Consider the following 25,747-nt stretch of genomic DNA (forward strand, 5'->3'; position numbering starts at 1 on the left):
GCTACGGTGGGCTGTCCGAACGACCTACGGAGGACCGGCCGCATGAGATCTGCACGACTCCCCACTCCTGCGGTCAGACGTCGCTCATCCCCCGAACTGGCCGTCCTCGTCCTGCCGGGCGGCACCGACTCCAGCTACCGGCCGTTCAGTCCGCGTCAGGCATCCGCCCTCCGGATGTATCCGTTCACGTGGTCGATCCGGGCACGGTTCGGGCGGTCGGTACGCGTGCGGCAGGTCCGCTATCGCGTCTATGGGTGGAACGGCCGGCAGGACAGTCCGATGCCGTACGCGCGGGCCGCACTCGACGACCTCGAACGTACTCACCCCGGTGTGCCGGTCGTGCTGATCGGGCACTCGATGGGCGGCCGGGTGGGCGCACAGCTGGCCGCCGATCGGCGGGTGGTCGGTCTGCTCGCCCTCGCCCCGTGGTGGCAGTACGCCGATTGGCGCTTCATCCACGACGGGGTACGCGTGGTGGCGATCCACGGGACCGCCGACCAGCGAACCTACCCGCGACGCACCGAGAAGGGCGTGCACGAACTGCAGGCACGCGGCGTGGACGCCACGTTCGTGCCGGTGCCCGACGGCGACCACGCCATGCTCGATCACATCCGGCTCTGGCAAGGCGCCGCACTGGATTTCGTCGGCGCGGCGCTCAGCCGTGGTCGCCTACCGGCCCCGTCATCGGCTCAGGAGGAGACCTTCGCCCCTGCCGACGCGATCACATCGTCGAGGTACTCGGGCCGGTAGGTCTCGTATGTCGCGGGGTTTCCCCGTAGGACGAAGACCGGGTCGTCACCGGTGTCGGTGTACCCCTGATTTCGGAGATCGACGCGGACGTTCTTGAACGTCGAGGTGTGTTCGAGATGATCGACGATCCGGATGAACAGCGGTATCGCGTAGCGCGGCAACGTCTCCCGCACATGCTCGGCGATCTTGTGGGGGTCGAAGGGGGCACCGTCGGCCAGCAGGACTGCTGCCATGCCCGCTTTGCCGTCCGCTCCCGGCACGCCGACGCCGAACACCACCGACTGATCGACGAGATCACACGAGTCCAGTGCCGCCTCCACCTCGGTCGTCGCGACGTTCTCACCCTTCCACCGGAACGTGTCCCCGATCCGGTCGACGAAGGCGATATGGCCGAATCCCTGATCGTGCACCACGTCTCCGGTGTTGAACCAGCGGTCGCCGGCCTTCACCGCATCACCGACGACCTTCTTCTCCGACGCCTTCGGGTCCGTGTATCCGTCGAAATGGGCGCGCTCGTTGATCTCACCGAGCAGGAGTCCGGTGCCGTGCTTGCCGACCGGGATCACGTGGCCGTCGCCGTCGCGGCGCGGCTCCCCACTCTCCTCGTCGAACTCCACGATCGCGTACTTGAGCGGACTGAAGCCCGCCGATTTCGGAATCCCCAGGAGATTGACGAAACCGATGTTCCCTTCACTGGCGGCGTACAGTTCGGCCACCCGGTCGATACCGAATCGTGTGGTGAACTCGTCCCAGATCTCCGGCCGCAGCCCGTTCCCGACCACGACACGGACCGAATGCGTACGGTCGGTCGGCTTTTCCGGCTGTGCGAGCAGGTAGCGGCACAGCTCCCCGATGTAGCAGAACGCGGTGGCCTTGTTGAGGATGATGTCGTCCCAGAATCCGGACGCGGAGAACTGCTCGCCGACCGCTACGCAGGCGCCGGCGCGCATCGCCGCCGACACGGACACCGTCAGGGCATTGTTGTGATAGAAGGGCAACGCCGCATACATGGTGTCGTCCGGGCGCAGCCGCACACCCATGCCCCCGATGCCGTGCATCGCGACATGCCACCGATGATGACTCATCTTGCTGGCCTTGGGATATCCCGTCGTGCCGGAGGTGAAGATGTAATACGCCGTCTCCCCGGCCTGGACGGTGTCGGTCACTGCCGGGTCGCTGGGGCTCAGTGTGGCGCTCTGCGACTTCAGATCGTCGAAGTCGACGATCGCGGCAGGCAACGACCCGCTCGGCACGGATTCCACGGCTTCTTCCAGCCCTGGTTGCAGCAGAAGGATTTTCGCATCGATGAGACCGAGGCTGTGCTCGAGCACCGCGCCCCGCTGATGGAAGTTGATCATGCCGGCGATGGCACCGAGTTTGACGGTTGCGAGCATGCACAGCACGACGTCGGGGTGATTCTTGGCCAGGATGGCGACCACATCGCCACGCCCGATCCCCCGCTCCGCGAGGAACGCCGCGAAGCGATTGACCTGGGCGTTGCATTCCCGGTACGTCATCGATTCGCCGTGGAACCGCAGGAACGGGCGCTCGGGGTACTTCGCCACCGTCTCCTGGAATGTCTTCCCCACCGACTCCCTCCGGGTGAGCGGGCGGGGGATCATCTTCGGGACCACGCCTGCGAGGATGCGCCAGTCCTTGCCGATCCCGCGCAGCCCACGCAGGATGTCTCCCCCGGTCACATCGATGTGGTCACGGTTCTCCGTCACTGCCGCCATCTGTGTTCCTCCCCAGCATCGCTTGTCGCCGATCGAGACGTCCGCCCCCGCGCACGCCACAACCGACCCGAATCGTGACCGCCAGGCTATCCGAAGACATCTGTGGTCAGAAGAGGATCGCCGATTCGTCGGACGATCCAGCGACTCCGACCGATACTGATGTGACCACCATCACACAGTATGGAGGATCGTCATGACCGATGAATCCGATCGTCCCGTCGTCACCACCACGGCCGGACCCGTCCGCGGCCGCAGGCTCACCGACGGCGTCGTCCGGTTCCTCGGAATCCCCTATGCGGCAGCTCCGTTCGGGGTCAATCGGATGCGTCTCCCTCAGCCTCCGGAGACCTGGCAGGAGCCCAGGGACTGCGATGAGTTCGGTGCGACGGTACCCAAGGGTGATTACCCGCCGCACTACGCGGCGCTCTTCGCCGAGGTGACCGTGGACGGCGACGAGTGCCTGAACGTGAATGTCTGGTCCCCCGGTCTCGACGACGCGCGGCCGGTGCTGGTGTGGATACATGGCGGTTCGTTCATGAACGGATCGAACTCGGTGGCCGAGTACGACGGCACCGCGTTCGCGAGGGACGGGGTCGTGCTCGTGTCGGTGAACTACCGGCTGGCCGCCGAGGGCTTCCTGTTCCTCGACGACGGCACCGCCAATCTCGGGCTGCAGGACCAGATCTCCGCCTTGCGATGGGTACAGGAGAACATCACCGCGTTCGGCGGCGACCCGGGTCGGGTGACCGTCGCAGGAGAATCCGCCGGGGCGATGAGTGTGGCCACCCTGCTGGCGATCCCGTCTGCCCGTGGCCTGTTCACGCGTGCGATCACCCAGTCGGGTGCCACGGCGCACACCATCAGTCCCGAACAGGGACTGATGGTTGCCCGGTACCTCGCCGAGTCGCTCGGCGTCGAACCGACCCGTGAGGCCATCGCGGCGGTGCCGCTGGAGCGGCTGGTGGGCGCTGCCGCTGATCTGGTGACCGAGGTGCAGACCACTCCAGACCCCGAGAAGTGGGGCACCCTCGCGATGAGTCTGCTGCCCTTTGCTCCTGTCGTCGACGGAGATGTCCTGCCGCGCCATCCTCTCGACGCCATGGCCGAGGGCGCGGGCGCCGACGTCACGGTGCTGACCGGCTCGACCAGAGACGAGGCACGGCTGTTCCTGGTGGCGCCGCAGACCATCGATCTCGTCGACGAATCGACCTATACCGCGACCGCGCAGGTGTACGGACTGGACGCGCGGGCAATCGAGACCTACGCGCGGAACCGTCCGGGCGCGAGCCCCGGCGATCTCGTCGCCGCCGTCGTGACCGACTGGTTCTTCGGCATCCCGGCATTGCGCGTGACGGAGACACGAGTGCGGGCCGGCGGCGCGCCGACCTGGCTGTACCGGTTCGACTATCCGGATCCGGTGGCGAACCACGGGTTCGGCGCGTCGCACGCGGCGGAGATACCGTTCGTCTTCGACACCCTGCACGAGGAGACGGTGGCGCCTCGCCTCGGCGACCATCCGTCACAGACGGTTGCCGACACCGCGCATCGCGTCTGGGTCGACTTCGTCACCACCGGTTCGCCGGGATGGACGTCCTATGACCTGCGCGGTCGGCATGTGGGGTTGATCGCCGACGTGGTCGCCGACGTCTCCGATCCGGCCAAGGACGAACGTGAGGCGTGGGAGGGCGTGCGCTGATCGCCACCCGGCGAACGACGTGTCTGACGCGAGATCTTCCCGGGCAACCACATCGAGTCGGTCACGTCGGTATACCTCGGCGATTCACCGCCGCTGTTCGGGAAGCGGCGAAAAAAGTGCCCCACCTGAGTGACAGGTGGGGCACTTCCGTGGAGCTGCCGGGAATTGAACCCGGGTCCTCCGTCGCTTCAGTAGGGCTTCTCCGTGTGCAGTCCGCTATGCCTCTACTCGGATCTCCTGGTCACGCGAACAAGCCAGGATGACGATCCCAGTCGCTGTTGGTTGTCCCGTCCACACCCGCGACCGGCGAGGACGGTGAGCTCCCTGAGATGATGCCGGGACCCGGGCTGGGAGCAGACCCGGGCCGACAGACTAGCCGTCGCTGTCAGGCAGCGAGGGCGTAGTCGCGCTGATTCTTATCGGCGCTTAATTGGTTGCTACGACGCTTACGGTGGTCTCTAGCCTGCACCGACACGCTTCCCCTACCTCGACGCACGCAGTCGAAACCGATCAGCCCCGAGACAGGAACCCACCGATCTCTCGGTGAGCACTTCAGTCTAACAACGCCCGGCGACGAAATCATCCGGGTATCCGCGGTGGCCGGTCGCCCGGCTCAGGCGATCTGCAAGACGACCGTGTCGTGGACACCGACGTCGGCGCTGAGCCGGCCGCCCGAGGCCTGGTATCGCCTCCCGGACCACGCATCCACCGCACTCACGGTCTTGTCGCCCACCAGGCCCAAGCTCGTCAACGGCACCGACATCCGGCGAGGGTGACCGGCCCGGTTGGTCAACGAGACGACGATGCCCTTCTCCCCTATTGCTCTTGCCCAGATCTCGGGATCGTTGTCCACGGGTGCGCCCGCGCTCACGCGCTGGTCCTGGTCGATCGCGAGAATCGACCGATTCCGCAGGATGTCGATCGTCGCCTGCGACATCCGCGTGAGGTCGTTGCCGGCCATCAGGGGGGCGGCCATCATCGCCCACATGGACATCTGGGTCCGTTGCTCCGCAACGGTCAACCCCGGATCGCCGTCCACACCGACGACCAGCATGTCGGGGTCGTTGTACGACGACGGTCGCACCCGGGCCGCCAGCGGAGCGATGGCGTCGACGATGTCGGTGATGCCCTGGGACCCCGACGACCCGGTGTCCGTGGACCACTTCGGCTCGATGTCGTTGGTGACCCGCGTCATCGTCGCCACCCCACCCCAGTCGTAGCGGGTGCCCGGTACGGATCCACTCACCCCGCTGTTGGGATTGATGCTGTACAGGATCGGCCGGCCGGTATCGCGGATACCGTCGCGCATCGCCGTGAACGCCTCGACCTGATGATCGTGGTCGGAATCGCTTGAGCACCAGTCGTATTTCAGGTAGTCGACCTGCCAGTCGGCGAAGGTCCGCGCGTCCTGCTTCTCATGCCCGCGACTCCCGGTCGAGCCCGGGTGCGTCCCCTGGAATTGGGTGCACGTCTGTTCGCTTGCGCCCGAATAGATACCGAACTGGAGCCCGCGCTCATGAAGATATGTTCCGAGTGCTGCCATCCCGGACGGGAACCGGGCCGGATCGGCCTGCAACGAACCGTCGGCGGCACGCTGATCGGCCGCCCAGCAATCGTCGACGACCACATACCGGTAGCCGGCGTCCCGCAGACCCGACGACACGAGCGCGTCGGCCTGTGCCCGCACGATCTGCTCGGTGATGTTGCAGCCGAAGGTGTTCCAGCTGTTCCATCCCATCGGCGGCGTCGGGGGCAACCCGGCGACGGCCACCGCGTCACCGCCGATCCGACCCGGCGGGTCCGGGGTGCAGGCCGCGATCAGCACGACCAACCCGACGGCCACCACGCAGAGAAGTCGGCAGCGCGTCGCCCGGGCACGAGGAATCGGCACCGATCACATCCCCTTGACGCGACGACCAATCTCGCGGGCCACTTCACGCTGCGCGGTCCGCCGCGCGATGTCCTGTCGTTTGTCGTGCGCCTGCTTGCCTCGCGCGAGTGCGAGTTCCACCTTCACCTTGCCGTCGCTGAAATACATCGACAGCGGGACCAGGGTGAGATTCCCGTCCCGGATCTTGCCGATCAGGTTGTCGATCTCACGCCGGTGCATCAAGAGCTTCCGGTTGCGGCGCGGCGTGTGGTTGGTCCACGACCCGCTCCCGTATTCGGGGATGTGCAGCGCGCGCAGCCAGATCTCACCGTCATCGACGGTGGCAAAGGCATCGACGAGCGACGCCTTGCCGTCCCGCAGGCTCTTCACCTCGGTGCCCAGCAACGCGATCCCGGCCTCGTAGGTGTCGAGGATGGCGTAGTTGTAGCGCGCCTTACGGTTCGTCGCGATGACCGTGCGGCCCTTCTCCTTCACCATCTCAACACCTCCTCGTACTGGTTCGTCACTCGCGGACGTATACGCGAAGCGTCACATATGCGGTGACGCCTGACAACAGAATTCCACCGATGATGAGCCACGGGGACACGAACAGCACGTCGGATGCCCCGATACGCGCCAGGATGTTGACACCGTACAGATCCGCCAGGGCCTTGTCGAAGAAGAGGACCTTCGCGGTGAAGAGCCCTCCGATCGCAAGGAATGCACCGACAAGGGCCGCGACCACCGCCTCGAGCAGGAACGGCAGCTGCGTGTACCACCGGGTGGCGCCCACCAATCGCATGATCGACACCTCGGTCCGACGGGTGAATGCCGCCACCTGCACCGTGTTGACGATCAACAGGATCGCCGCGAGAGCGAGCACGAGCGCAACGGCGAAGGCGGCGTTGCGGGTTCCGTCGAGCACACTGAATATTCGTTTCACCAACTCACGCTGGTCGAGCGCCCCGTCGACGCCGAGATCCTTCCGGTCCTTGAACTCGTCGAGCACCGGCCCGAATTGCGAGGGATCGGACATCCGCACCTTGAGCGACGCCGGGATGGTGCCCTCGCGGATGTTGTCGGCGATGTCGGGGTTGTCCTTGAACGTCTGCTTGGCGGCCTCGAAGGCCTCCTTGCGATCGATGAAGGTCACCGAGCCGACGCCTGGCTGGTTCTGGATCTCGGTGCGCAGGACCGAACACGGCGCCTGCTGGCAGTTCGGGTCCGCTTCGGAGACCGCGTCATTGATGAAGAACTGCATCTCCACCCGGTCGAGGAAGATCTTCTGACTCTTGTCGGCCATCTGGATCACCAACAGTCCACCACCGAAGATGCCGAGAGTGATCGCCGTGGTCAGGATCATGGCGATCGTCATGGTCACATTGCGGCGGAGACCGTTGAGGACCTCACTGATGATGAAGTTCGCTCGCATGGGAGTGCGCAGTCCTTACAGGGATCGAGGGCGGAAGGGGCGGTTTCCCTCCGGCGGTCGTGTCACGGGGCGGGTTGCGGGCGCTCGGCTAACCGATGCCGTACACGCCTTGCGGGTCGTTGCGGACCAGCCTGCCGTTGTCGAACTCGAGGACCCGCCGGCGCATCGCGTCGACGATGTGGCGGTCATGGGTGGCCATGACCACCGTCGTGCCGCGCCGGTTCACCCGGTCGAGCACATCGACGATCTCCTCGCTGGTCTCCGGATCGAGATTTCCGGTCGGCTCGTCGGCGAGCAGGACGAGCGGGCGATTGACGATCGCCCGGGCGATCGCGACCCGCTGCATCTCTCCGCCCGAGAGTTCGTTTGGCATCCGGTCGGCCTTGCCCGCGAGCCCGACGTAGTCGAGCACCTCGGGCACCACCCGGCGGATCGTCGACGGCGGCTTGCCGATGACCTCGAGGGCGAAGGCGACGTTGTCCGACACCGACTTCTGCTGCAGCAGACGGAAGTCCTGGAACACGCAGCCGATCGATTGACGCAGCTTGGGCACCGAGCGCGCCTTGAGCGTGTTGACATGGAACTCGCCCACGTAAACCTGCCCCGACGTCGGCTTGTCTTCCTTCAACAGCAGTCGGAAGAAGGTGGACTTGCCCGAGCCCGACGGACCGATCAGGAACGCGAACTCACCCTTGTCGACCTCGAGACTGAGGTCTGACAGGGCCGGTCGGCTGGAAGCCTTGTACTTCATCGTGACGTTCTCCAGCGTGATCACGAGAAGCCAGTGTAACCGTGGGCCCTGAGAGGACCGCTCAGGTCTGCGCCACCGTCGACCCATGCTCGGCGTTCACCGTTGCGGCACCGAACTCTCGTCCCCGGTCGGCGGTGCATTACCGAAATTCGGCAGTGTCACGCCCGGCAGACCAGGGATGGTCTGACGTGTCGTGGTGGTGCCCGTCTGCTGACCGGTCCGATCACCGCCGGGGGTGTCGTTCTGGCCGGTCTCATTGCCCGTGGTCGTCGTCGACTCCGTGGTCGAGGTCGACGACGGTGTCGAACTCGGCGTCGAGGACGGCTTCGGTGTCTCGGTGGTCGTGGTGCTCGACGGCGTCGTCCGTGCCGGCTGCGGTGCGGGTGGGGCGACCACCCCATAGCGCTGGGAGGTGTAGCCGTAGAGCACGACCGATCCGAAGAAGACGATCAGCAAGATGGCCGTACTCGTGCGCATACGGGTCTTGTAGACGTGTCGCCAGTCGCGCGGTTCACGGTGCCCGACCTCGCCGCGGTCGTCGTGCTCACTCGTCACGATGCTTCGCCTTCCCGAGCTCATCGGCGAGCGCGGCGGGCGGGGCACTCGCGGCCTCCACCTCGCGCCCCGGCGCCACCGTGATCCCCTCGCGCGCCAGGGCCCGCACGATGCTGACACGCAGGGCGCGACTGATGTCGAACTGCTTGCCCGGCAGCGTACGTGCCACCACGCGGACGGTGATCGAGTCCAACTCGAGGTCGATGACGCCCAGCGGCGAGGGCGGGTCGAGCATCAGGTCATGCCACCGCTTCTCCTCGTAGAAGTCGGTTCCGACCCGATCCAGTGTCTCGTTGACCTTCGCGATGTCGGCCTCGGCAGGCACCGGGACGTCGACCACCGCTCGTGCCCAGTCCTTGGAGAGGTTGGTCGCCTTGATGATCTGACCGTTCGGCACCGTGATCACCTCGCCCTCGCTGGTGCGGAGCTTGGTCATACGCAACGTGACGTCCTCGACGGTGCCCTCGGCGAGCATGCCTCCGGTGACCGCGAGGCTGACCACGTCGCCATAGCCGTACTGTTTCTCGGCGACGACGAAGAAACCCGCGAGAATATCTTGGACGACGCGTTGGGCGCCGAAACCGAGAGCCGCACCGATGACTGCACCGGGTCCGGTCAGCCCGGTGATCGGGATGTTGAAGACCACCATGATCCGCAGGATCACGATGATCGCCACGATCACGATCATCGTCCATGCGACCACGTCGACGAGGGCCCGCCGATGCTTGGAGTCCTCGGTTTGGACGATGAGGTCGCTGTTGTGGAACTGCGATTCGACGCGAGCCGCGTATTTGTCGGCCGACCAACGGATGCAGCGGATGACGAGGAGACCACCGAGAATCCAGATCAGGATCTCGAGTCCGTCGGTGGCCGCCCAGACGTAGAACCGCCCCAGCACCGATGCCGTCGCGCCGTCGGCAAACGCCAGAGGCGTCAGGTCACGCATCCGCCGAGGCCATCCGCCATCGGATTCCGGCTTCGATGAACTTGTCGATGTCGCCGTCGATGACCGCGGTCGGGTTGTTGTCCTCCACGTTGGTCCGCAGGTCCTTGACCATCTGATACGGGTGCAGGACATACGAACGCATCTGGTTGCCCCAGCTCGAACCGCCGTCGCCCTTCAGGGCGTCGAGTTCGGCCCGTTCCTCCTGGCGCTTGCGTTCGAGCAGCTTCGCCTGCAGGACGCGCATCGCCGACGCCTTGTTCTGCAGCTGGCTCTTCTCGTTCTGACAGGTCACCACGATCCCGGTCGGGATGTGGGTCAAGCGGACCGCCGAGTCGGTGGTGTTGACCGACTGGCCACCGGGTCCCGAGGACCGATACACATCGACCTTCACGTCGTTCTCGTCGACGTCGATGTGGTCGGTGGTCTCGACCACGGGCAGCACCTCGACCTCGGCGAACGAGGTCTGCCGACGGCTCTGGTTGTCGAACGGACTGATGCGCACCAGCCGATGGGTGCCCTGTTCGACCGACAGCGTGCCGTACATGTACGGCGCCTTCACCGTGAAGGTGGCGCTCTTGATGCCCGCCTCCTCCGCGTAGGAGGTGTCGTACACCTCGACGCCGTAGTTGTGCTTCTCCGCCCAGCGGATGTACATCCGCATCAGCATCTGCGCCCAGTCCGCAGCATCCACGCCACCTGCGCCGGAACGGATGTTGACCAGGGCGTCACGCTGGTCGTACTCGCCGGCCAGCATGGTCTTGACCTCCATGGCCTCCACATCGGCCCGCAACGATGCGCGCTCGGCATCGGCATCCGCCAGTGCGGCGACCTTGTCGTCCCCGTCCTCGGACTCGGCGAGCTCGTAGTGGACGGGGAGATCGTCGAGGCGCTGACGCAGTTCACTCACCTTGCGGAACTCCGACTGCGCATGCGACAGCTCACTGGTGACCTTCTGCGCGTGCTCCTGGTTGTTCCATAGCTCCGGGTCAGAGGCCTGCATCTCCAGCTCGTCGATCCGTCGACGCAACTCGTCGAGGTCGAGCACCTTCTCGACCGTGGTCAAGGTGGTGCCGATGGATTCGAGGTCTGCGGTTACGTCGGGATGCACGGTGATCAAGACTACCGGGGCAAAACCGTCTCGGTATGCCCCTGCCACCACCTCGTGGCCCACTACCCCGTGGCGCAGTCGATCACGCGGGCGGGAACTGACCGGATGGCGGCGCATCCATCGGCGGCAACTCGCCGAACCGCCACGTCGATGTCGCCTTCCCCGGCTTGTAGACGACCGGCAGATCGGCGCCGATCTGGGGCCATGGGTCGTGCTCGCCGAACACGAGGGTTCCGTAGACCTCCGCGGGATCGGTCTGTGGTCCGACGATCGTCCCCGACACCGTGCAGTATCGCTCGCCCTTGGCATCGCCCTGGTCGGGCCGGTCGCTGACACCGGTGACCGTCAGCGTGCCCTGCACGAACTGACCCGCCCTCGACGGGTCGAGCGGGCGTGGGTTACGCCCGCGCTGCCATTGGACGAGCAACGCCACCAGAAGAGCCGCCAAGATCGCACTGAACGCCACCGCGAGCCACATGAACCCACCCTACCGTCGGCGGTCGGGCAAATCCGACGTACTGCTCCGGCGGAGGCCATCGTCGATCTCCGGTGTGACGTGCCTGGCGGTGGCGATAACCTACCCGCATGCCACACGACCTCGGGCCAACCGGGATCTCCGACGATCTCGAACTCGCGCTGTCGCTAGCGGACTCGGCCGATGCCCTGACGACGGAACGGTTCGGCGCGGTCGATCTGCGCGTCGACGACAAGCCCGACCTCACTCCCGTCTCCGACGCCGACCTCGCCTGCGAGACCATGGTGCGCCAACGGCTCGCCGCGCGACGCCCCGACGATGCGGTCCTCGGTGAGGAGTTCGGCGGGGATGCCGTGCTGACCGGTCGGCAATGGGTCGTCGACCCCATCGACGGCACGAAGAACTTCGTGCGCGGTGTGCCTGTGTGGGCCACCCTGGTCGCACTCCTCGTCGACGGTGTCCCGCGGGTCGGCGTGGTCTCGGCGCCTGCACTGCGCCGACGATGGTGGGCCGCCGAGGGCCTCGGCGCATTCTCGACGTTCGACGGTGAGGAGTTGCCGCGTCGGCTGTCCGTGTCCGCGGTCGCCGACCTGCCGTCGGCCAGCCTCGCGTTCTCGAGCCTGTCGGGCTGGGCGGATCGGGGTATCCGCGACGAGTTCATCGCGCTGACCGATGGGGTGTGGCGGGTCCGCGGCTACGGCGACTTCTGGAACTACTGTCTGGTCGCCGAGGGTGCCGTCGACATCGCGGCCGAACCCGAGGTCTCGCTCTGGGACCTCGCCGCCCTCGACATCCTGGTCCGCGAGGCCGGCGGGAGTTTCACCGCACTCGACGGCACCGCCGGACCGTCCGGCGGCAGCGCCGTCGCGACCAACGGACGGCTCCAGAACCCAGTACTCGAGGCACTCGCACCCGCTCCGAACCGCCCCTGAACCGTCCATTCGGAGAGTTCACTGCCGGTGTCGGCACGCCTAGGATCGGTGAGACGGGGGCACTCGCCGACCAAGGAGAACCGGACATGGCATTTCCCGCGTTGACCCACGCTGCCATCACCGTCACCGACCTCGACGCCAGCACGCGCTGGTACACCGAACTCTTCGGATCGAGCCCCGTACTCGACGAGGACGAGGAGTCGGGCACCTTCCATCACACCGTGTTCGCACTCGACGGGGGCATGCTCTTCGGCTTGCACACGCACACCGAGCCGGGACCTGCGGACGCCTTCGATGAACGACGCACCGGACTCGATCACCTCGCGTTCGCCGTCGGCCGCGATGAACTCGATTCATGGACGACCCGACTCGATGAACTCGGCATCGCGCACGACGGCGTGAAGCACGCTCATTACGGCTCGGGCATCTCGTTTCGCGATCCCGACGGCATCGCTCTCGAGTTCTTCGCCCCACCTGCGTGAGCGCCGGATCAGGCGACTAGAGATCCGTGGCCGACTCCTCGTCGAGGACCACGAACTCGGTCGCGGAGTCCTTCATGTCGGACAGCCGTCCGTAGTGGATGCCGGTGCCGGCGTCGGACAGGATCGCCTGGTGAATCGGCACGGCGACGCGCGGTGCCATCGCACGGAGGTAATCGACCGACTCACTCAGCTTCATCCAGGGCGCCGCCGACGGCAGCGCGAGCACGTCCACGGTCTCGAACGGGATGTAGAACGAATCGCCGGGATGCATGAACCGGCCCGTCATCGACTTCGTGTCCAGGACGTAGGCGACGTTGTCGATCACCGGGATCTCGGGATGGATGACGGCGTGGCGACCGCCGGTGAAACGCGCCGTCACCGCCCCGATCTGCACATGCGACCCCGCGTTGGCCGTCTGCCACGGTCCCGCGACATCGTCGCCGTTGAGCTGTGACGCGGTCTGCGGGTCCGCGTAGCGGATCGCATCCGGATTCGCCGCGACGAGGTCGGGCAACCGGGCGACGTCGCAATGATCGGGATGCTGATGGGTGATGAGGATCGCGTCCAGCCCGGTGACGCCGTCGAATCCGTGGGAGAAGTTGCCCGGGTCGAAGAGGATCTTGGTTCCGTCGATCTCCACCAGGACGCACGAATGACCGAAGTGAGTGATCTGCATGGGTCCACTCTGCTCCCGACCCACGCCGACGTCACGTCGCGACACTCACCGCGCCACACCTACCGGCCCACCGCGGTCACGCGATCGCGGGAAAGACTCCCCACCCGAATCCCGCGTCGACGGCACGCGCGATCCCGTAGCCGAGCCACACCACCAGGACGGCCAGGGCGACCGGGCTCGTGAGGGTGCGCTGCAGTCGCGTGAGAGCCGGACGTCCGGTCACCAACGAGCCGATCGCGACGACGGTGACGACGGTGACCACCACCATGGACAGGGGCCCGAAGGCGTTGAACGAGAACGCCGACGCCAGGTCGCCGTGCCCGAGTGCGACCCAACTGCGGGTGAGCCCGCAGGCCGGACAGGGCAGTCCGGTGATCCGAAGGAACGGACACAGCGTTGGGCCGCGGTCGACCACCTGTGGGCCGAGTACCGTCGCGAGCCCGAGCGCCGTGAATCCTGCAGCACCGACAGCGGCTACGGTCAGACGGCCGCCCGCACCGGGCCGCCCGGGCCCGGCGGACCCACTCGGCCGGACCGTTGCGTGCTCGCCCGTGCTCACCCGACCAGCGTAGATCGATCGTGACGGCATCGTCATCGGCGAGCTGCGTGACAAGCTCCTTACCGGATAGTAAGGTCAGTACTTACTACCGAGTAAGATCGGGTCGCGAGTCCGTCCGGACGCGGCCCCAACCGCCCGAGAAACAGCTGGTGATCATGACCTCACAGACCGAGTCGCGGCACACCGAACCGCGCGACACCTCCGCCGTCGGAAAGAATCCGCACCCACGTTCGTTCATCGGTACCGCGATGCGCGTGCTGACCACGGTGACCGGATCCGAGTTCGCGGAGAAGTACAAGATCCGCGAGCCCATCAACCGGATCGCCTTCCAGGGCACCAAGACGGGCTTCCAGACGCTCGGTGCCGCGAACCGGGCGTTCAAGGCGGCCCAGGGCGGCGGTTCCGGTCAGGCGAAGCGTCTGACGACGGCCCCGAAGGACTACTTCAACCTCAACCCGGACGACGAGCAGCAGATGATCGCCGAGACGGTGAAGGAATTCGCCGTCGAGATCCTGCGCCCGGCCGCCTACGACGCCGACAACGCCGCCGCCGCGCCCGAGGAGATCCTGAAGCGGTCGGCCGAGCTCGGCATCACCATGATCAACGTCCCCGAGGAGTTCGAGGGCGCCGCATCCGAGCGGGGCGTGGTGACCAACGCGTTGGTCGCCGAATCGATGGCCTACGGCGACATGGGTCTCGCGCTTCCGCTGCTCGCGCCGAGCGGGGTCGCGACCACTCTGACGAATTTCGGCACCGACGAGCAGCAGCGCACCTATCTGCCCGACTTCGCCGGTGAGAACGTACCGCAGTCGGCGGTCGTGATCGCCGAGCCGCGTCCGCTTTTCGACGCCTTCGCGCTCGAGACCAAGGCCACCAGGGTGCCCAGCGGCTACCGCCTCAACGGGGTGAAGTCGTTCGTGCCCGCGGCGGGATCATCCGAACTCTTCATCGTCGGCGCGCAGCTCGACGGCCGGCCCGCACTGTTCATCGTCGAGTCCGACACGAAGGGCCTGATCGTGGAGGCCGACCCGGGCATGGGCGTGCGGGCGGCGGGCATGGGACGCCTGCTCCTGCAGGATGTCGCCGTGCCCGAATCCGCCCTCCTCGGAGGGACCGAGGGCGAGGCCGCCACCGTCGCCTACCGCGACGTCGTGCGCCTGTCGCGGCTGGGCTGGTCGGCGTTGGCCGCCGGTACCGCAAAGGCTGTCCTCGACTACGTGATCCCCTACGTCAACGAGCGCGAGGCGTTCGGCGAGCCGATCTCCAACCGCCAGGCAGTGGCCTTCATGGTCGCCAACATCGCGACCGAGGTCGACTCGATCCGGCTGGTCACGCTGCGTGGCGCGGCGCGCGCCGAGCAGGGGTTGTCGTTCGCCCGTGAGGCGGCGCTCTCCCGCAAGCTGACCATCGACAAGGGGCTGCAGATCGGTCTCGACGGGGTCCAGTTGCTCGGCGGCCACGGCTTCACCAAGGAGCACCCCGTGGAGCGTTGGTACCGCGACCTGCGTGGCGCAGGCATCGGCGAAGGCATCGTCGTCCTCTGACGGCCAGAACAGGGACACTGACATGAGCATCAACCTCGAACTCCCCAAGAAACTGGGCGCGACGATCGACCAGGCCCACCAGGCGGCCGCGGAGATCTTCCGGCCGATCTCTCGCAAGTACGACCTGCGCGAGCACGAATATCCCGTCGAACTCGACACCCTCGCGAGCCTCTACGACGGTCTCGCCGAGGCCGGGCAGGCCGGTGCGGGCGCGGACGGCGGCCGCAGCCAGAAGAAGTCCGACCGGCCTCGGCCCGAGGGCGCAGTGGTCAACGGCGGCAACATGCAGTCGGTGATCAACACGATGGAGACCTCGTGGGGCGACGTCGGCCTGATGCTGACCATCCCCTATCAGGGGCTGGGCAACGCGGCGATCGCCGCCGTCGCGACCGACGAGCAGCTGAAGAACTTCGGCAAGGTGTGGGCCGCGATGGCCATCACCGAGCCGAGCTTCGGTTCGGACTCGGCGGCCGTGTCCACCACCGCAACCCCCGACGGCGACGACTACGTCCTCAACGGCGAGAAGATCTTCGTCACCGCGGGTTCGCGCGCCACGCACATCGTGGTGTGGGCGTCGGTCGACAAGAGCCTGGGCCGCGCGGCCATCAAGAGTTTCGTGGTGCCGCGCGAACATCCGGGAGTCGAGGTCGTCCGCCTCGAACACAAGCTCGGCATCCGCGTCTCCGACACGGCGGTCATCCGCTTCGAGAACTGCCGCATCCCCAAGGCCAATCTGCTGGGATCGCCGGAGGTGGACACCAAGAAGGGCTTCGGCGGTGTCATGCAGACCTTCGACAACACGCGACCGATGGTCGCGGGTATGGCCGTTGGCGTCGCCCGCGCCGCGCTCGAAGAACTGCGTCGCATCCTGGAAGAGGCCGGCATCGAGATCGACTACGACCGCCCGGCTGCCGACCAGCATGCCGCCGCGGCCGAGTTCATCCGGATGGAAAGCGATTTCGAGGCGTCGTATCTGCACACGATGCGCGCCGCGTGGATGGCCGACAACAAGGAGCCGAACTCCCTCGAGGCCTCGATGTCCAAGGCGAAGGCCGGACGCACCGGGACCGACATCACCAACAAAGTGGTGGAATTGACCGGCACCCTGGGGTATTCGGAACGACTGCTGGTGGAGAAGTGGGCCCGTGACTCGAAGATCCTGGACATCTTCGAAGGCACCCAGCAGATCCAGAACCTCATCATCGCGCGGCGCGTGCTCAACAAGAGCAGCACCGAGCTGAAGTAGCACGACACCTCGATCCGCCGGTCGAGTTAGCGCACCTCGATCCGCCGGTCGAGTAGGCGCACCCAATCCGCCGGTCGAGTAGGCGCGAACGAAGTGAGTGCCGTATCGAGACCAGCTCTCCCACACGAGAACCGGCCTCGAAACGCGCCTCGCTCCGCTCGACGCCTACTCGGCCGACGGCGGTTCGGTGCCCGGCACGAGGAGCAACGGCGTCCTGCGCATTCCGATCAGGGCCTGCGCAACCGACTGCCCCAGAACCGAATCGAGATGGGACAGCACTCCGCCGCGCGGACTGCCGATCACCACCATCAATGCCGAGTAGCGGTCCGCGACAACCGACAGCAGGTCGGCTGCAGTACCGTGGCCACTGTGATAGGTCCACGATGCGGCCAGCGTGTTCAGCAGGTCGCGGGCCTCGGCGACCTCACCGATGATGGTGGCTCGCAACTGTTGCTCCCAGTCCGGCGCGTCCGGGTCCACCGGTATGTCATCGAGATCGACGATGTGCACGACATGTACGTGCGCGGTGAGCCGATGTGCGAGGTCCACCGCGAAGCGCAGCGCGGCGGTACTGGCCGGATTCCGGTCCCACCCCACCACAACACTCGCGTGGGCACGTTCGCGCGGCGGTGGTCCGGGTAGGTGTCGTCGCAACGGCGTCGGGCCAGGCTGCTGGCCGAAGTCGACATCTCGTTCCATCACAACTCCTTTCGCCCGATCGGCGCCTCGCGCCGAGATGTCACAGTGCCCACGCCAGCACCAGACCGAGCCCGCAGACGAGAGAACTGACGAGTACCGATCCGAGTGCGTACACAGCTGCCGACATCGTCCGACGCTTCTCGGCGAGCCGCACGGTCTCGAAACTCGCGGTGCTGAAAGTCGTGTAGCCGCCGCAGAATCCGGTACCGAGGACCGTCTGCCATCCCGTCGGAGCAGAGTGGAACATGACCAGCCCGGCCAGGAACCCCAGCAGTAGCGAACCGCTGACGTTGATGATGAACGTCGCCCAGGGGAAGGTCGTCGGCCGCCACTGTTTGATCGCGCCGTCCACGACGAAACGGGCCACCGCCCCCAGGGCGCCGGCGAGCATCACCGCGACGACCGTCACGACACCTCACCGCGCCTGCCCAACAGCGCCCCCGCAGCTGCGATCCCGAGCCACGCGCACAACAGCCCGACGATCACGGTCGTCACCCCGTAACCGACGGCGACCAGCGCCGCACCGCGGTGCGCGAGCAACGACGCCTCGAGCGCGAAAGTGCTGTAGGTGGTGAAGGAACCGCAGAATCCGGTACCGGCGAGGAGCCGCGTGCGGCGACGCCATCCGTCGTCGTCACCGGCGAGGACCAGGCCTTCCAGCAACGCTCCGAGGAGGAACGCGCCCAGCACGTTGACCAGGAATGTGCCCCACGGCCACCCGGTCCCCTCGGCCGGCAGCAACTGCTCGACCCCGTAGCGCAGACCGGTGCCGACCATACCACCGGCAAACACCCAGGCGAGTGCGGATACCCGCAGGTGTATCGGGCGGACGGCATCAGGGTCGATCGGGAGGTCGGCGTACGGATCGTCCTGACCTGGACGATCCGCGGAATGATACGAACCCATGCAGCAGCCCTATCCGTCGATCGGAACAGGAACCATCAGCCGGCATCGGCGGTTCGGGCACGGACAGCTGTCACCGTCGGCCCGGGCGAGATCCATCACCCGCCGCAACCCTACACCCGACCCAGATCTCACGTGACGACCACGTACAACACGATCAGGTAGATCGGCACGATCACGTCGAAGAACAAGATCGGCCCGGCGTTGCCCGGCGCGAAGTTGCGGTGCACCAGCATCTCTCGCACGTGACCGACCGCCGCGCCGAGATAGAACACCGCGAAGGCGATGATCGTCGCCAGCCAGAACTCGGTGCCGAATGCCGAGGCGATCACGCCCAGGACACCCGTCGCCAGACTGGCCAGTCCGACCTCCCACTGCCAGGGCGTCTTTGCCGGCCAGCCGATGGACGCGGCGATCGGCTCACCGAAGAACATGTGCCCGAAGCCGGTCATCCATCCCTGCACACCGATCATCCAGAGGATCGAGTTCGCGAGCAGGTCGGAACCGAGATCGCCACCCGCAGTGGCTGCGTCGATGGCCGTGGACACCACCGTACCGATCAGACCCACGAACGGGATCACCTGGATCGACAGCCTCAGTGCCCGGTCGAGGCCGTTACCCGCGTCGACGTCGGCCACCGCCGTCAGCCGCCCAGTTGCTTCGCCAGATCCGCCAGCACGTCGGCATCCTCGATGGTCGAGGGCACCGTGTAGTCCTGGTGGTCGGCGATCTGACGCATCGTCTTGCGCAGGATCTTGCCCGACCGGGTCTTCGGCAGGGCCGGCACGACCGTGACGTCGCGGAAGGTGGCAACGGCGCCGATCTCATCGCGCACCATGGCGACCAGCTCGTCCCGCAACGTGTCCGGTTCGATCTCGACGCCCGCCTTGAGGACCACGTAACCGCTCGGACGCTGCCCCTTGAGGTCGTCGTGGATGCCGATCACCGCACATTCCGCGACCGCCGGGTGCGACGCCACCACCGCCTCGATGCTGCCGGTGGACAGGCGATGCCCGGCGACGTTGATGACGTCGTCGGACCGCCCGAGCACGAAGACGTAGCCGTCGGCATCCACATAGCCGGAATCGCCTGTCAGGTAATAACCCTCGAACGCGGACAGGTATGAGGTACGGAATCGCTCCTCGTCGTGCCACAGGCCGGCCAACGTGCCCGGCGGAAGGGGCAGTTCGATGACGATATTGCCTTCCTCCCCCGCCGCGAGCTGAGTGCCCTCGGCATCGACGACCCCGACGCGGTAGCCCGGAACGGGTACGGTCGGCGAGCCGGCCTTCAGCGGCATCGGTTCCAGCCCACGGAGATTCGCCGCGATCGCCCAGCCCGTCTCCGTCTGCCACCAGTGATCGACGACGGGAACCCCGAGCACGCGGGTGGCCCACCCGAAGGTGTCCGGGTCCAGCCGCTCGCCTGCTGCGAACAGTGTTCGCAGAGAGGATGTGTCGTACCGCGCGAGTTCGGCGGCGTCGGGATCCGCCTTGCGGATGGCACGGATCGCGGTCGGTGCGGTGAACAGCGCGCGGACACCATGATCGGCGACGACCCGCCAGAACGCCCCGGCGTCGGGCGTTCCGACCGGCTTGCCCTCGTACATCACCGTCGTCGCACCGATCAGCAACGGCCCGTACACGATATAGGAGTGTCCGACCACCCAGCCGACGTCCGACGCCGTCCACCACACGTCGCCCGGCTCGATACCGTAGATGGTGCTCATCGACCACGTGAGTGCGACGGCATGGCCACCATTGTCCCGGACCACCCCTTTGGGCTTCCCGGTGGTCCCCGAGGTGTACAGGATGTAGAGCGGGTCCGTCGCGGCGACCGGCACCGGCCCAACCGGGCGCGCATCGGCCATCGTCGTGTCCCAGTCGAGCCAGCCGTCGTGATCGGCTGCGCTGCCGGTGATCTCGGGGCGATCCTTGACGACGACCGTGACCGGCGGAGACGCCGCCAGTTCGACGGCGCGAGCCACCATCGGCAGGTACGGAACCGACCGACCCGGCTCCAGGCCGCCGGATGCGGTGACGATCGCGACAGGTTCGGCGTCGTCGATACGGCTCGCCAACTCGGGAGCCGCGAAGCCGCCGAACACCACCGAGTGCACTGCCCCGATCCGGGCACACGCCAGCATGGCGATCGCGGCCTCCGGGATCATCGGCATGTAGATCACCACCCGATCACCCGCAGCCACACCGTTCGACGAAAGCACTCCGGCGAACCGCGACACCTCGTCGAGTAGTCGCGCGTAGCTGAACGTCCGGGTCTCGCCGATCATCGCCGAGTCCCAGATGAGTGCGGTGCGATCTCCGTGCCCGCCCTCGACGTGACGATCCAGGGCGTTGTACGACGTGTTCAACGTCGCGTCGGGAAACCAGCGGTAGAACGGCGCAGCGGAATCGTCGAGCGCCGTGGTGGGCGGCGCCACCCAGTCGACGCCCTCGGCCGCCGCCAGCCAGAAGGTCTCCCGGTCATCTCTCGCCTGCGCGAACGCTTCGCTGTATCGACCCATCGCGGTCCCTCTCACTCGCTCACCCGTGTGTCACGGACGGTGCGGTACGTCGGTTCGAGCGTAGCCATGTGATCGCCACCCCGATGTCGGTTCCTGTCGACCCCCGGTGAACGCGTTGGCGACGCCGCCCGGGTCAGTCCAGATACTTCTCGACGACGTCGGCGGGCCGCACCGACGCATCGTCCGGGTCGGCACCGGCGTCACGCTTCGCCTGCCGCTGGCGCAGCAGATCCCAGCACTGGTCGAGCGACACCTCGACGTCGCGTAGTCGACTGTTCTCCTCGTCGCGGGAGATCTCACCTCGGCCCAGCTTGTCGCGCAACTCGCGCTCCTCGGCGATCAGGTCGGTGATGTGCCCATGGATCGACTTGTCGGTTGCCATGTCCCCCACGGTAGTCCGCCCCACCGCCAGACGCGTCGGAACAGCGGCATGCGGATCAGTACAGCCACTTGCGGAAATTCGCCTCCGCGAACCCCTCTTCGAGCTCCGCCTCGTCGAGTTCCGGCATCAGCGTCTTGGTGATCTTGGCGGTGCTGGGCAGCGCTTCCGGTCGCCAGGTGTCGGGACGCCAGAGATCCGATCGAAGGAACGCCTTGGAGCAGTGGAAGAAGATCTCTTCGATGTCGATCTCGACGGCCAGGATCGGCCGCCGGTCCTTCACGGCGAGGCGGTCGAAGTAGTCGCCGTCGTCGACGATCCGGGCCGAGCCGTTGATCCGCAGCGTGTCCCCGCGACCCGGGATCACCGCGATGGTCCCGATGTGCGGATTCTGCAGGATGTTGAGGTAGCCGTCGACCCGCCGGTTGCCGGGACGTTCCGGGATGGCGATCCGCGTCTCGTCGATCACATGCACCACCTTGCCGGGCGGGTCCCCCTTCGGGGACACATCGAGCCCACCGGATGCATCAGACGTCGCGAGGAACACGATCGGGGTCGCTGCCAGCCAGTCGATGTGGACCTGATGCAGCGACGACCGGACCTTTGTCACGACGGTCTCGTGCGGATGGCCGACTATCCCGCGCAGTTGCTCCTCGGTGGTGATCTCCACGGAACCCATGGTCTCACCACGCCGCGCAGCCGACGAAATCCTGTCGACCTGCGCGCGATCACGGGACTCGTGTCAACGCTCGGCGACGGCGCGCCGAGACCACCATCACGGCGCCGAGCACCGCCCACACCAGCACGATCGCAATGGTCAGGCCCCACCCGAACGGGCGGTCGAGGATGGTCGCATTGGCCGGCCGCTCTCCTGCCGGGCGCGGTGCGAGCACCGGTAAGGCGAGCATGACCAGCAAGTTCGTGTACGCCAGCGCGAGCAACACGGGAGTGCACCACGCAGGTGGGAGTGCGCGGCGTGTGATCGCGGCGACCATCAGGCACAGCGGCGCGAAGACCAGGTCGTGGGCCAGGAGCCCGGCCGCCAGCCACAGCACGATCGACAGTCGGTCGCCGGAGGAGAACGACCAGATCAACGCCAGACCACGGATGACGAGGACGCACCCGGTCAGCACCAGACCGATCCGGAACAGCCGCATCACCATCACGACACCTCGATCCTGCCGACCCATTTCGTCTGCATGACCCCGGGCAGATTCGGGGCGATGAGCCGCACCGGGAACCCGTGGTCGATGTCGAGATCGGCACCGTGCAGACGCAGTGCGAGCAGCGTGCGGGGATCGGCCGCATGGGACGACGGCACCGTGCTGACCGCATATGGCCCTCGCTCCAGTGAGATCACCCGCACCGGCGCGCCGACGGTCCCGCCGACCGCCCGGACCAGGTCGCGCAGGCGCACCCCCGACCACACCGCGTCGGCACTCCAGCCCTCGACGCAGGTGATCGGCAGCGACTCCGTGTGTTGCGGCAGGGCTCGGAGGGCGGCCAGATCCCAGGAGACGTCGCCGGCAGGCCCGGACACCGCGAGACGGTAGGAGTCGGAGGTGGCGGCCACGGTCACCTGTGCCTGCTCGGCAGTGCGATTCACCGGCAGACCCGCAGGACCGGCACCGCTTCGGGGCGCGAACACCGCGACGCGCCGGAGTGCGGGCACGGTCTGCCCGGCGAAGGCCACGACGGCGACCGCGACGGCACCACCTGCCCCCAGCAGGACCGTACGACGGTCGAGGCCACCGGGCCGTCGTCGGCCGTTGTCGTCGACCGTCTGTTCGGGCTCGGCCTCACCCAGTGCGACACGGATGATCGGCAGCTTCACCGCGACATGCACCAGCAGGGCCCCGATCACGATGTAGGCCATCGCGTGGTGGGTCGTGGTGAAAAAGAAGCGCCATGGATACCACTGGGCGATGTTGAGCAGACCGGTCAGCAGTTGGAAGATGCTCGCCGACACCAGCACCGCGATCGACAGCCGTTCGATGAGACGCACCGGCGATCCGATGAGTGGTCGCTCGAAGAGCTTGCGGTAGACCACTCCGAGTTTGATCAGCAACAGAGGTATCGCGGCGATTCCCGAGAGGACGTGAACACCCTGTGTGGTGCGGTACAGCCATACCGGCGTCGACGGCCAGGCGAACCACCCCGGCGGATGCTGAATCCAGTGACTCAGCAACCCGGTCACGAAACACGTGGCGAAGCAGGTGGCCAGCGCGAGTCCCACGCGGGTGGCGCGAGCCCGCCGTTCGCCTTCCGATTCGTCTGTTTCGACCGCCGAGGTCATCGCGAGACCAGTTCCGCCACTTCGCGTTCAGCGATCCGACGAATCGATCGGACCTCGAGTGCGCTCTGGCGCGCCGCGTCCTCGAGCCCCAGGACGCCCAGCCGCGCCCAGGGGAACCAGGGACCGACCGACCCGCCCGACTCAAGTCGGACGGTCTGGTGGTCGACGTGTTCCACGTCGGGATCGAGTTCCACGTGGACAACCCCCGCCGGATCGATCAAGGTGGCGGCTCGTCGCAACACCCTGGTCGGGTTCCCGCCGATGCCGACGTTCCCGTCCATCACGAGCACGTTCTGCCAGCGCCCCTCGCCGGGTAGCCTGTCGAAGATGTTGCGGCAGAGCGCGACCGCTCCCCGACGACGCGCCTCGGCGACCGCCGCACGGGAATGATCCACGCCCAGCGCGACCCGGTCCCGGGCCGTCAGCGCGGCGACGAAACGTCCCGGACCGCAGCCGAGATCGATGGTGGTACCCGGACATCGTGAGACCAGCTCCTCATCGAACGCCCGATCACCCGGATCCGTCGACTCACCGCGCCACCGTGACACCGGCAGCCGATCCAGTGTGCCATCGGCATGCCTGAGGAAACACGCATCGGCGCGCAGTATCAGATCGTGGGTCGGCGGCACGGCGGACGGACCTGGCACACCTATCGGGTCGTGGTCGGGCGCGGCGGTCATCAGGCGCTCACACCGAACGGGTCCAGCATTCGCACCCTGGTCGCGAATGCGCTCTGCGGCGCACAGAGTCCGGCCACCGCCGCGACGTCGTCGGGCCGGTCGACATCGACGAGCGTACGCAGTGGCCGCACCACCAGGCCCTCGCGACGAAGTCCGTATTCGGTATCGGCGCGGGTGTCCGGGGTGGACATCGCAACATCCGGCAAGACATCCGCTCCGCGACCACCGACCAGTCCCAGCGCCCACCAGCCGCCGTCCGCGGCGGGCCCGAGGACGGCGGCATCGGAACACAACAACCGCAGGCCCGCACGGAGATCACGCGCCGTCACCTGCGGTGTGTCCATGCCGATCTGCAGCACCCGGTCGACGCCGAGTGCGACCGCGTCGACGTGGGCGTTGCGGAGGCGATGACCGAAGGTCGCGCCGCGCTGGCCGATGACCGTGCAGTGGCGCAGCAGATCCGCGAGTTCGGCGGGCCGCGCACCCTGCGCCGGTTCGCCTGCCATCGCGACGATGACCTCTGCGCCGGCCGTGCGGGCCGTTCGGACGGTGTCGACGAGCGCGGCCGCGGCGAGGTCGGCCGCCACCCGCGGACCGAATCTCGGGATGAGTCGCGTCTTCGCCGCACCCGGAATCGGCGCCTTGGCCACGATGAGCACGGCGTCGGTGTTCCGGGCGGCCGACGGTCTCATGACAAGGCCGCCAGGAAGTCCCGACCCGCCTGCACCGATCCGGCGATGGAGCCGGACACCTTGGAACGTCCTGCGGTTCGCGGCGTATAGGTGACCGCACACTCGGACACCCGCAGGCCGGATCGTGCTGCGCGCACGAGCAGTTCAACCGGGTATCCCGAGCGCCGATCCTCGATCCCGAGGGCCAGCAGTCGCTCGCGCTCGATCGCTCGCATGGGACCTATGTCGTTGACCGGCAATCCGTATCGCCGACGGAGCCACCACGCGACGGCGGCCGACCCGGCACGCGCATGGAGCGGCCACGCCTCGGGCCGGGTGGGCCGACGGCGGCCGACGACCAGGTCGGCTCCCGCACGCAACCGGTCGACGAGGCCGGGCAGCTCGGTCGGCGACATCGACCCGTCTCCGTCGATGGTGCAGACGATCGGTCGCCGCGCCGCCAACACCCCGGCATGGACGGCCGACCCGTATCCGGGCCGCGGTTCGGCGATCACCCGCACACCGCACTCGGCGGCCACCTCCGCAGTGCCGTCGATGGAACCGTTGTCCACCACGATCGCCTCGAAACCATCCGGAATCCTTTCCAGGACAGAGACGATCGCCCCGCGCTCGTTTCGGCAGGGAATGATCACGGATACGTCGACAGCGCTCATGAATCCCACGCTATGAGCGGTTGGCGCCCGTGAACAGGGTTCGGGCGGTGACGGAAGTGTGACGTCGGGTCCGGACCCCTGTCGTCGTGCCGCCCTGGCTCCTACGGTGGGACATGTGAGGTCACCGACGGCACCCCCCGCCACCCCCCTGCACGCCGGAGAA

At 67.0% G+C, this 25,747-nt stretch carries 29 protein-coding genes, 1 other RNA gene and 1 riboswitch; of the genes, 6 read left to right on the plus strand and 24 right to left on the minus strand.

Annotated elements, in window-relative coordinates; translation table 11 throughout:
• Nucleotides 1-42: 42 nt before the first annotated feature.
• Nucleotides 43-750 (plus strand): alpha/beta hydrolase, encoded by a 708-nt coding sequence (locus tag IDF66_RS02985; RefSeq protein ID WP_190265673.1) that lies wholly within the window; start codon nt 43-45, stop codon nt 748-750.
• Here the strand turns inward: IDF66_RS02985 and IDF66_RS02990 are convergent.
• Nucleotides 690-2,486 carry a long-chain-acyl-CoA synthetase gene (locus IDF66_RS02990; protein WP_190265674.1) on the minus strand — a complete coding sequence of 599 codons (1,797 nt, stop codon included), beginning with the start codon at nt 2,484-2,486 and terminating at the stop codon, nt 690-692. The two genes, IDF66_RS02985 and IDF66_RS02990, sit on opposite strands and share 61 nt — an antisense overlap.
• Before the next feature lie 193 nt (nt 2,487-2,679).
• On the opposite strand from IDF66_RS02990, the gene IDF66_RS02995 reads away from it, so the two are divergent.
• Nucleotides 2,680-4,182, plus strand: a complete 1,503-nt coding sequence (locus tag IDF66_RS02995; protein WP_190265675.1) for a carboxylesterase/lipase family protein — start codon at nt 2,680-2,682, stop codon at nt 4,180-4,182.
• A gap of 147 nt (nt 4,183-4,329) precedes the next feature.
• On the opposite strand, the gene ssrA is transcribed toward IDF66_RS02995, so the two are convergent.
• The 9 genes from ssrA to IDF66_RS03040 all read right to left on the minus strand — a co-directional run bounded on the left by ssrA (nt 4,330) and on the right by IDF66_RS03040 (nt 11,322).
• Nucleotides 4,330-4,700: a transfer-messenger RNA gene (gene ssrA, locus IDF66_RS03000) on the minus strand.
• A gap of 95 nt (nt 4,701-4,795) precedes the next feature.
• Nucleotides 4,796-6,067 carry a glycoside hydrolase family 27 protein gene (locus IDF66_RS03005; RefSeq protein ID WP_388001003.1) on the minus strand — a complete coding sequence of 424 codons (1,272 nt, stop codon included), beginning with the start codon at nt 6,065-6,067 and terminating at the stop codon, nt 4,796-4,798.
• Between the two features lie 9 nt (nt 6,068-6,076).
• Complete coding sequence (smpB, locus tag IDF66_RS03010; protein WP_164308896.1) at nt 6,077-6,550, minus strand: SsrA-binding protein SmpB; 474 nt, start codon at nt 6,548-6,550, stop codon at nt 6,077-6,079.
• A 25-nt stretch (nt 6,551-6,575) separates the two neighbouring features.
• A complete protein-coding gene (gene ftsX / locus IDF66_RS03015; protein ID WP_190265677.1) occupies nt 6,576-7,484 on the minus strand; it encodes a permease-like cell division protein FtsX in 909 nt (302 codons plus the stop codon).
• Between the two features lie 88 nt (nt 7,485-7,572).
• Nucleotides 7,573-8,259: a cell division ATP-binding protein FtsE gene (gene ftsE, locus IDF66_RS03020; protein WP_164308894.1), complete on the minus strand. Its 687-nt coding sequence runs from the start codon at nt 8,257-8,259 to the stop codon at nt 7,573-7,575.
• Between the two features lie 72 nt (nt 8,260-8,331).
• Nucleotides 8,332-8,790: a hypothetical protein gene (locus IDF66_RS03025; protein ID WP_190265678.1), complete on the minus strand. Its 459-nt coding sequence runs from the start codon at nt 8,788-8,790 to the stop codon at nt 8,332-8,334.
• Entirely contained in the window at nt 8,780-9,736 is a 957-nt protein-coding gene (locus tag IDF66_RS03030; protein WP_164308892.1) for a mechanosensitive ion channel family protein, read from the minus strand. The genes IDF66_RS03025 and IDF66_RS03030 overlap by 11 nt, the downstream gene beginning before the upstream one ends.
• A complete protein-coding gene (gene prfB / locus IDF66_RS03035; RefSeq protein WP_164308891.1) occupies nt 9,729-10,844 on the minus strand; it encodes a peptide chain release factor 2 in 1,116 nt (371 codons plus the stop codon). The genes IDF66_RS03030 and prfB overlap by 8 nt, the downstream gene beginning before the upstream one ends.
• Before the next feature lie 82 nt (nt 10,845-10,926).
• Nucleotides 10,927-11,322 (minus strand): hypothetical protein, encoded by a 396-nt coding sequence (locus IDF66_RS03040; RefSeq protein ID WP_190265679.1) that lies wholly within the window; start codon nt 11,320-11,322, stop codon nt 10,927-10,929.
• Between the two features lie 107 nt (nt 11,323-11,429).
• On the opposite strand from IDF66_RS03040, the gene hisN reads away from it, so the two are divergent.
• Together hisN and IDF66_RS03050 are read left to right on the plus strand one after the other, a co-directional pair.
• The gene (gene hisN / locus IDF66_RS03045; RefSeq protein WP_164308889.1) at nt 11,430-12,251 is read left to right on the plus strand and encodes a histidinol-phosphatase; all 822 of its coding nucleotides are present in this window, start codon (nt 11,430-11,432) and stop codon (nt 12,249-12,251) included.
• 86 nt (nt 12,252-12,337) lie between these two features.
• Nucleotides 12,338-12,733: a VOC family protein gene (locus tag IDF66_RS03050; RefSeq protein ID WP_190265680.1), complete on the plus strand. Its 396-nt coding sequence runs from the start codon at nt 12,338-12,340 to the stop codon at nt 12,731-12,733.
• Between the two features lie 16 nt (nt 12,734-12,749).
• Here IDF66_RS03050 and IDF66_RS03055 read toward each other — a convergent pair whose 3' ends face one another.
• Together IDF66_RS03055 and IDF66_RS03060 are read right to left on the minus strand one after the other, a co-directional pair.
• The gene (locus IDF66_RS03055; RefSeq protein ID WP_164308887.1) at nt 12,750-13,409 is read right to left on the minus strand and encodes an MBL fold metallo-hydrolase; all 660 of its coding nucleotides are present in this window, start codon (nt 13,407-13,409) and stop codon (nt 12,750-12,752) included.
• 76 nt (nt 13,410-13,485) lie between these two features.
• Complete coding sequence (locus tag IDF66_RS03060) at nt 13,486-13,968, minus strand: DUF2752 domain-containing protein (RefSeq protein WP_317628570.1); 483 nt, start codon at nt 13,966-13,968, stop codon at nt 13,486-13,488.
• Nucleotides 13,969-14,123: 155 nt separating this feature from the next.
• Here IDF66_RS03060 and IDF66_RS03065 point away from each other — a divergent pair, with 155 nt between their 5' ends.
• Both IDF66_RS03065 and IDF66_RS03070 read left to right on the plus strand, forming a co-directional pair.
• The gene (locus IDF66_RS03065) at nt 14,124-15,512 is read left to right on the plus strand and encodes an acyl-CoA dehydrogenase family protein (protein WP_223309099.1); all 1,389 of its coding nucleotides are present in this window, start codon (nt 14,124-14,126) and stop codon (nt 15,510-15,512) included.
• Nucleotides 15,513-15,534: 22 nt separating this feature from the next.
• Nucleotides 15,535-16,758 carry an acyl-CoA dehydrogenase family protein gene (locus IDF66_RS03070; protein ID WP_164308884.1) on the plus strand — a complete coding sequence of 408 codons (1,224 nt, stop codon included), beginning with the start codon at nt 15,535-15,537 and terminating at the stop codon, nt 16,756-16,758.
• Between the two features lie 165 nt (nt 16,759-16,923).
• On the opposite strand, the gene IDF66_RS03075 is transcribed toward IDF66_RS03070, so the two are convergent.
• The 12 genes from IDF66_RS03075 to IDF66_RS03130 all read right to left on the minus strand — a co-directional run bounded on the left by IDF66_RS03075 (nt 16,924) and on the right by IDF66_RS03130 (nt 25,584).
• Nucleotides 16,924-17,457 carry a universal stress protein gene (locus tag IDF66_RS03075; RefSeq protein ID WP_190265682.1) on the minus strand — a complete coding sequence of 178 codons (534 nt, stop codon included), beginning with the start codon at nt 17,455-17,457 and terminating at the stop codon, nt 16,924-16,926.
• Nucleotides 17,458-17,497: 40 nt separating this feature from the next.
• Complete coding sequence (gene crcB / locus IDF66_RS03080) at nt 17,498-17,866, minus strand: fluoride efflux transporter CrcB (RefSeq protein WP_190265683.1); 369 nt, start codon at nt 17,864-17,866, stop codon at nt 17,498-17,500.
• Nucleotides 17,863-18,363: a fluoride efflux transporter FluC gene (locus IDF66_RS03085; protein ID WP_190265684.1), complete on the minus strand. Its 501-nt coding sequence runs from the start codon at nt 18,361-18,363 to the stop codon at nt 17,863-17,865. The genes crcB and IDF66_RS03085 overlap by 4 nt, the downstream gene beginning before the upstream one ends.
• 19 nt (nt 18,364-18,382) lie before the next feature.
• Nucleotides 18,383-18,472: riboswitch (Fluoride riboswitch) on the minus strand.
• A gap of 19 nt (nt 18,473-18,491) precedes the next feature.
• Nucleotides 18,492-18,998 (minus strand): DUF6790 family protein, encoded by a 507-nt coding sequence (locus IDF66_RS03090; RefSeq protein ID WP_190265685.1) that lies wholly within the window; start codon nt 18,996-18,998, stop codon nt 18,492-18,494.
• A gap of 5 nt (nt 18,999-19,003) precedes the next feature.
• Nucleotides 19,004-20,884, minus strand: a complete 1,881-nt coding sequence (locus tag IDF66_RS03095; protein WP_190265686.1) for a propionyl-CoA synthetase — start codon at nt 20,882-20,884, stop codon at nt 19,004-19,006.
• 133 nt (nt 20,885-21,017) lie between these two features.
• Nucleotides 21,018-21,266 carry a DUF2630 family protein gene (locus IDF66_RS03100; protein ID WP_190265687.1) on the minus strand — a complete coding sequence of 83 codons (249 nt, stop codon included), beginning with the start codon at nt 21,264-21,266 and terminating at the stop codon, nt 21,018-21,020.
• A gap of 55 nt (nt 21,267-21,321) precedes the next feature.
• Entirely contained in the window at nt 21,322-21,933 is a 612-nt protein-coding gene (locus tag IDF66_RS03105) for an MSMEG_1061 family FMN-dependent PPOX-type flavoprotein (RefSeq protein WP_164309353.1), read from the minus strand.
• Nucleotides 21,934-21,991: 58 nt separating this feature from the next.
• Nucleotides 21,992-22,426, minus strand: coding sequence for a hypothetical protein (locus IDF66_RS03110; RefSeq protein ID WP_190265688.1), 435 nt, complete (start codon nt 22,424-22,426; stop codon nt 21,992-21,994).
• Entirely contained in the window at nt 22,426-23,559 is a 1,134-nt protein-coding gene (locus IDF66_RS03115; RefSeq protein WP_190265689.1) for a molybdopterin-dependent oxidoreductase, read from the minus strand. The genes IDF66_RS03110 and IDF66_RS03115 overlap by 1 nt, the downstream gene beginning before the upstream one ends.
• A complete protein-coding gene (locus IDF66_RS03120; protein WP_223309100.1) occupies nt 23,556-24,239 on the minus strand; it encodes a class I SAM-dependent methyltransferase in 684 nt (227 codons plus the stop codon). Before IDF66_RS03120 ends, IDF66_RS03115 begins: the two co-directional genes overlap by 4 nt.
• Nucleotides 24,239-24,931: a TIGR04282 family arsenosugar biosynthesis glycosyltransferase gene (locus IDF66_RS03125; RefSeq protein WP_190265690.1), complete on the minus strand. Its 693-nt coding sequence runs from the start codon at nt 24,929-24,931 to the stop codon at nt 24,239-24,241. Before IDF66_RS03125 ends, IDF66_RS03120 begins: the two co-directional genes overlap by 1 nt.
• Nucleotides 24,928-25,584 carry a glycosyltransferase family 2 protein gene (locus IDF66_RS03130; RefSeq protein ID WP_190265691.1) on the minus strand — a complete coding sequence of 219 codons (657 nt, stop codon included), beginning with the start codon at nt 25,582-25,584 and terminating at the stop codon, nt 24,928-24,930. Before IDF66_RS03130 ends, IDF66_RS03125 begins: the two co-directional genes overlap by 4 nt.
• Nucleotides 25,585-25,747: the final 163 nt, after the last annotated feature.

The sequence above is a fragment of the Gordonia hankookensis genome, from assembly GCF_014673215.1.
Classification (GTDB): Bacteria; Actinomycetota; Actinomycetes; order Mycobacteriales; family Mycobacteriaceae; genus Gordonia; species Gordonia hankookensis.

Bases quoted from the DNA above. Each gene is read 5' to 3' on its own strand.
- IDF66_RS02995 (WP_190265675.1), top strand. From the start codon at position 2,680: ATGACCGATGAATCCGATCGTCCCGTCGTCACCACCACGGCCGGACCC.
- hisN (WP_164308889.1), top strand. From the start codon at position 11,430: ATGCCACACGACCTCGGGCCAACCGGGATCTCCGACGATCTCGAACTC.
- IDF66_RS03100 (WP_190265687.1), bottom strand. From the start codon at position 21,266: ATGGCAACCGACAAGTCGATCCATGGGCACATCACCGACCTGATCGCC.
- IDF66_RS03130 (WP_190265691.1), bottom strand. From the start codon at position 25,584: ATGAGCGCTGTCGACGTATCCGTGATCATTCCCTGCCGAAACGAGCGC.
- IDF66_RS03050 (WP_190265680.1), top strand. From the start codon at position 12,338: ATGGCATTTCCCGCGTTGACCCACGCTGCCATCACCGTCACCGACCTC.
- IDF66_RS03065 (WP_223309099.1), top strand. From the start codon at position 14,124: ATGACCTCACAGACCGAGTCGCGGCACACCGAACCGCGCGACACCTCC.
- IDF66_RS03095 (WP_190265686.1), bottom strand. From the start codon at position 20,884: ATGGGTCGATACAGCGAAGCGTTCGCGCAGGCGAGAGATGACCGGGAG.
- IDF66_RS03075 (WP_190265682.1), bottom strand. From the start codon at position 17,457: ATGGAACGAGATGTCGACTTCGGCCAGCAGCCTGGCCCGACGCCGTTG.
- IDF66_RS03120 (WP_223309100.1), bottom strand. From the start codon at position 24,239: ATGACCGCCGCGCCCGACCACGACCCGATAGGTGTGCCAGGTCCGTCC.
- IDF66_RS03070 (WP_164308884.1), top strand. From the start codon at position 15,535: ATGAGCATCAACCTCGAACTCCCCAAGAAACTGGGCGCGACGATCGAC.
- IDF66_RS02990 (WP_190265674.1), bottom strand. From the start codon at position 2,486: ATGGCGGCAGTGACGGAGAACCGTGACCACATCGATGTGACCGGGGGA.
- IDF66_RS03030 (WP_164308892.1), bottom strand. From the start codon at position 9,736: ATGCGTGACCTGACGCCTCTGGCGTTTGCCGACGGCGCGACGGCATCG.
- IDF66_RS03110 (WP_190265688.1), bottom strand. From the start codon at position 22,426: ATGGTGATGCGGCTGTTCCGGATCGGTCTGGTGCTGACCGGGTGCGTC.
- ftsX (WP_190265677.1), bottom strand. From the start codon at position 7,484: ATGCGAGCGAACTTCATCATCAGTGAGGTCCTCAACGGTCTCCGCCGC.
- IDF66_RS03085 (WP_190265684.1), bottom strand. From the start codon at position 18,363: ATGGGTTCGTATCATTCCGCGGATCGTCCAGGTCAGGACGATCCGTAC.
- IDF66_RS03125 (WP_190265690.1), bottom strand. From the start codon at position 24,931: ATGAGACCGTCGGCCGCCCGGAACACCGACGCCGTGCTCATCGTGGCC.
- IDF66_RS03055 (WP_164308887.1), bottom strand. From the start codon at position 13,409: ATGCAGATCACTCACTTCGGTCATTCGTGCGTCCTGGTGGAGATCGAC.
- smpB (WP_164308896.1), bottom strand. From the start codon at position 6,550: ATGGTGAAGGAGAAGGGCCGCACGGTCATCGCGACGAACCGTAAGGCG.
- IDF66_RS02985 (WP_190265673.1), top strand. From the start codon at position 43: ATGAGATCTGCACGACTCCCCACTCCTGCGGTCAGACGTCGCTCATCC.
- IDF66_RS03040 (WP_190265679.1), bottom strand. From the start codon at position 11,322: ATGTGGCTCGCGGTGGCGTTCAGTGCGATCTTGGCGGCTCTTCTGGTG.
- IDF66_RS03115 (WP_190265689.1), bottom strand. From the start codon at position 23,559: ATGACCTCGGCGGTCGAAACAGACGAATCGGAAGGCGAACGGCGGGCT.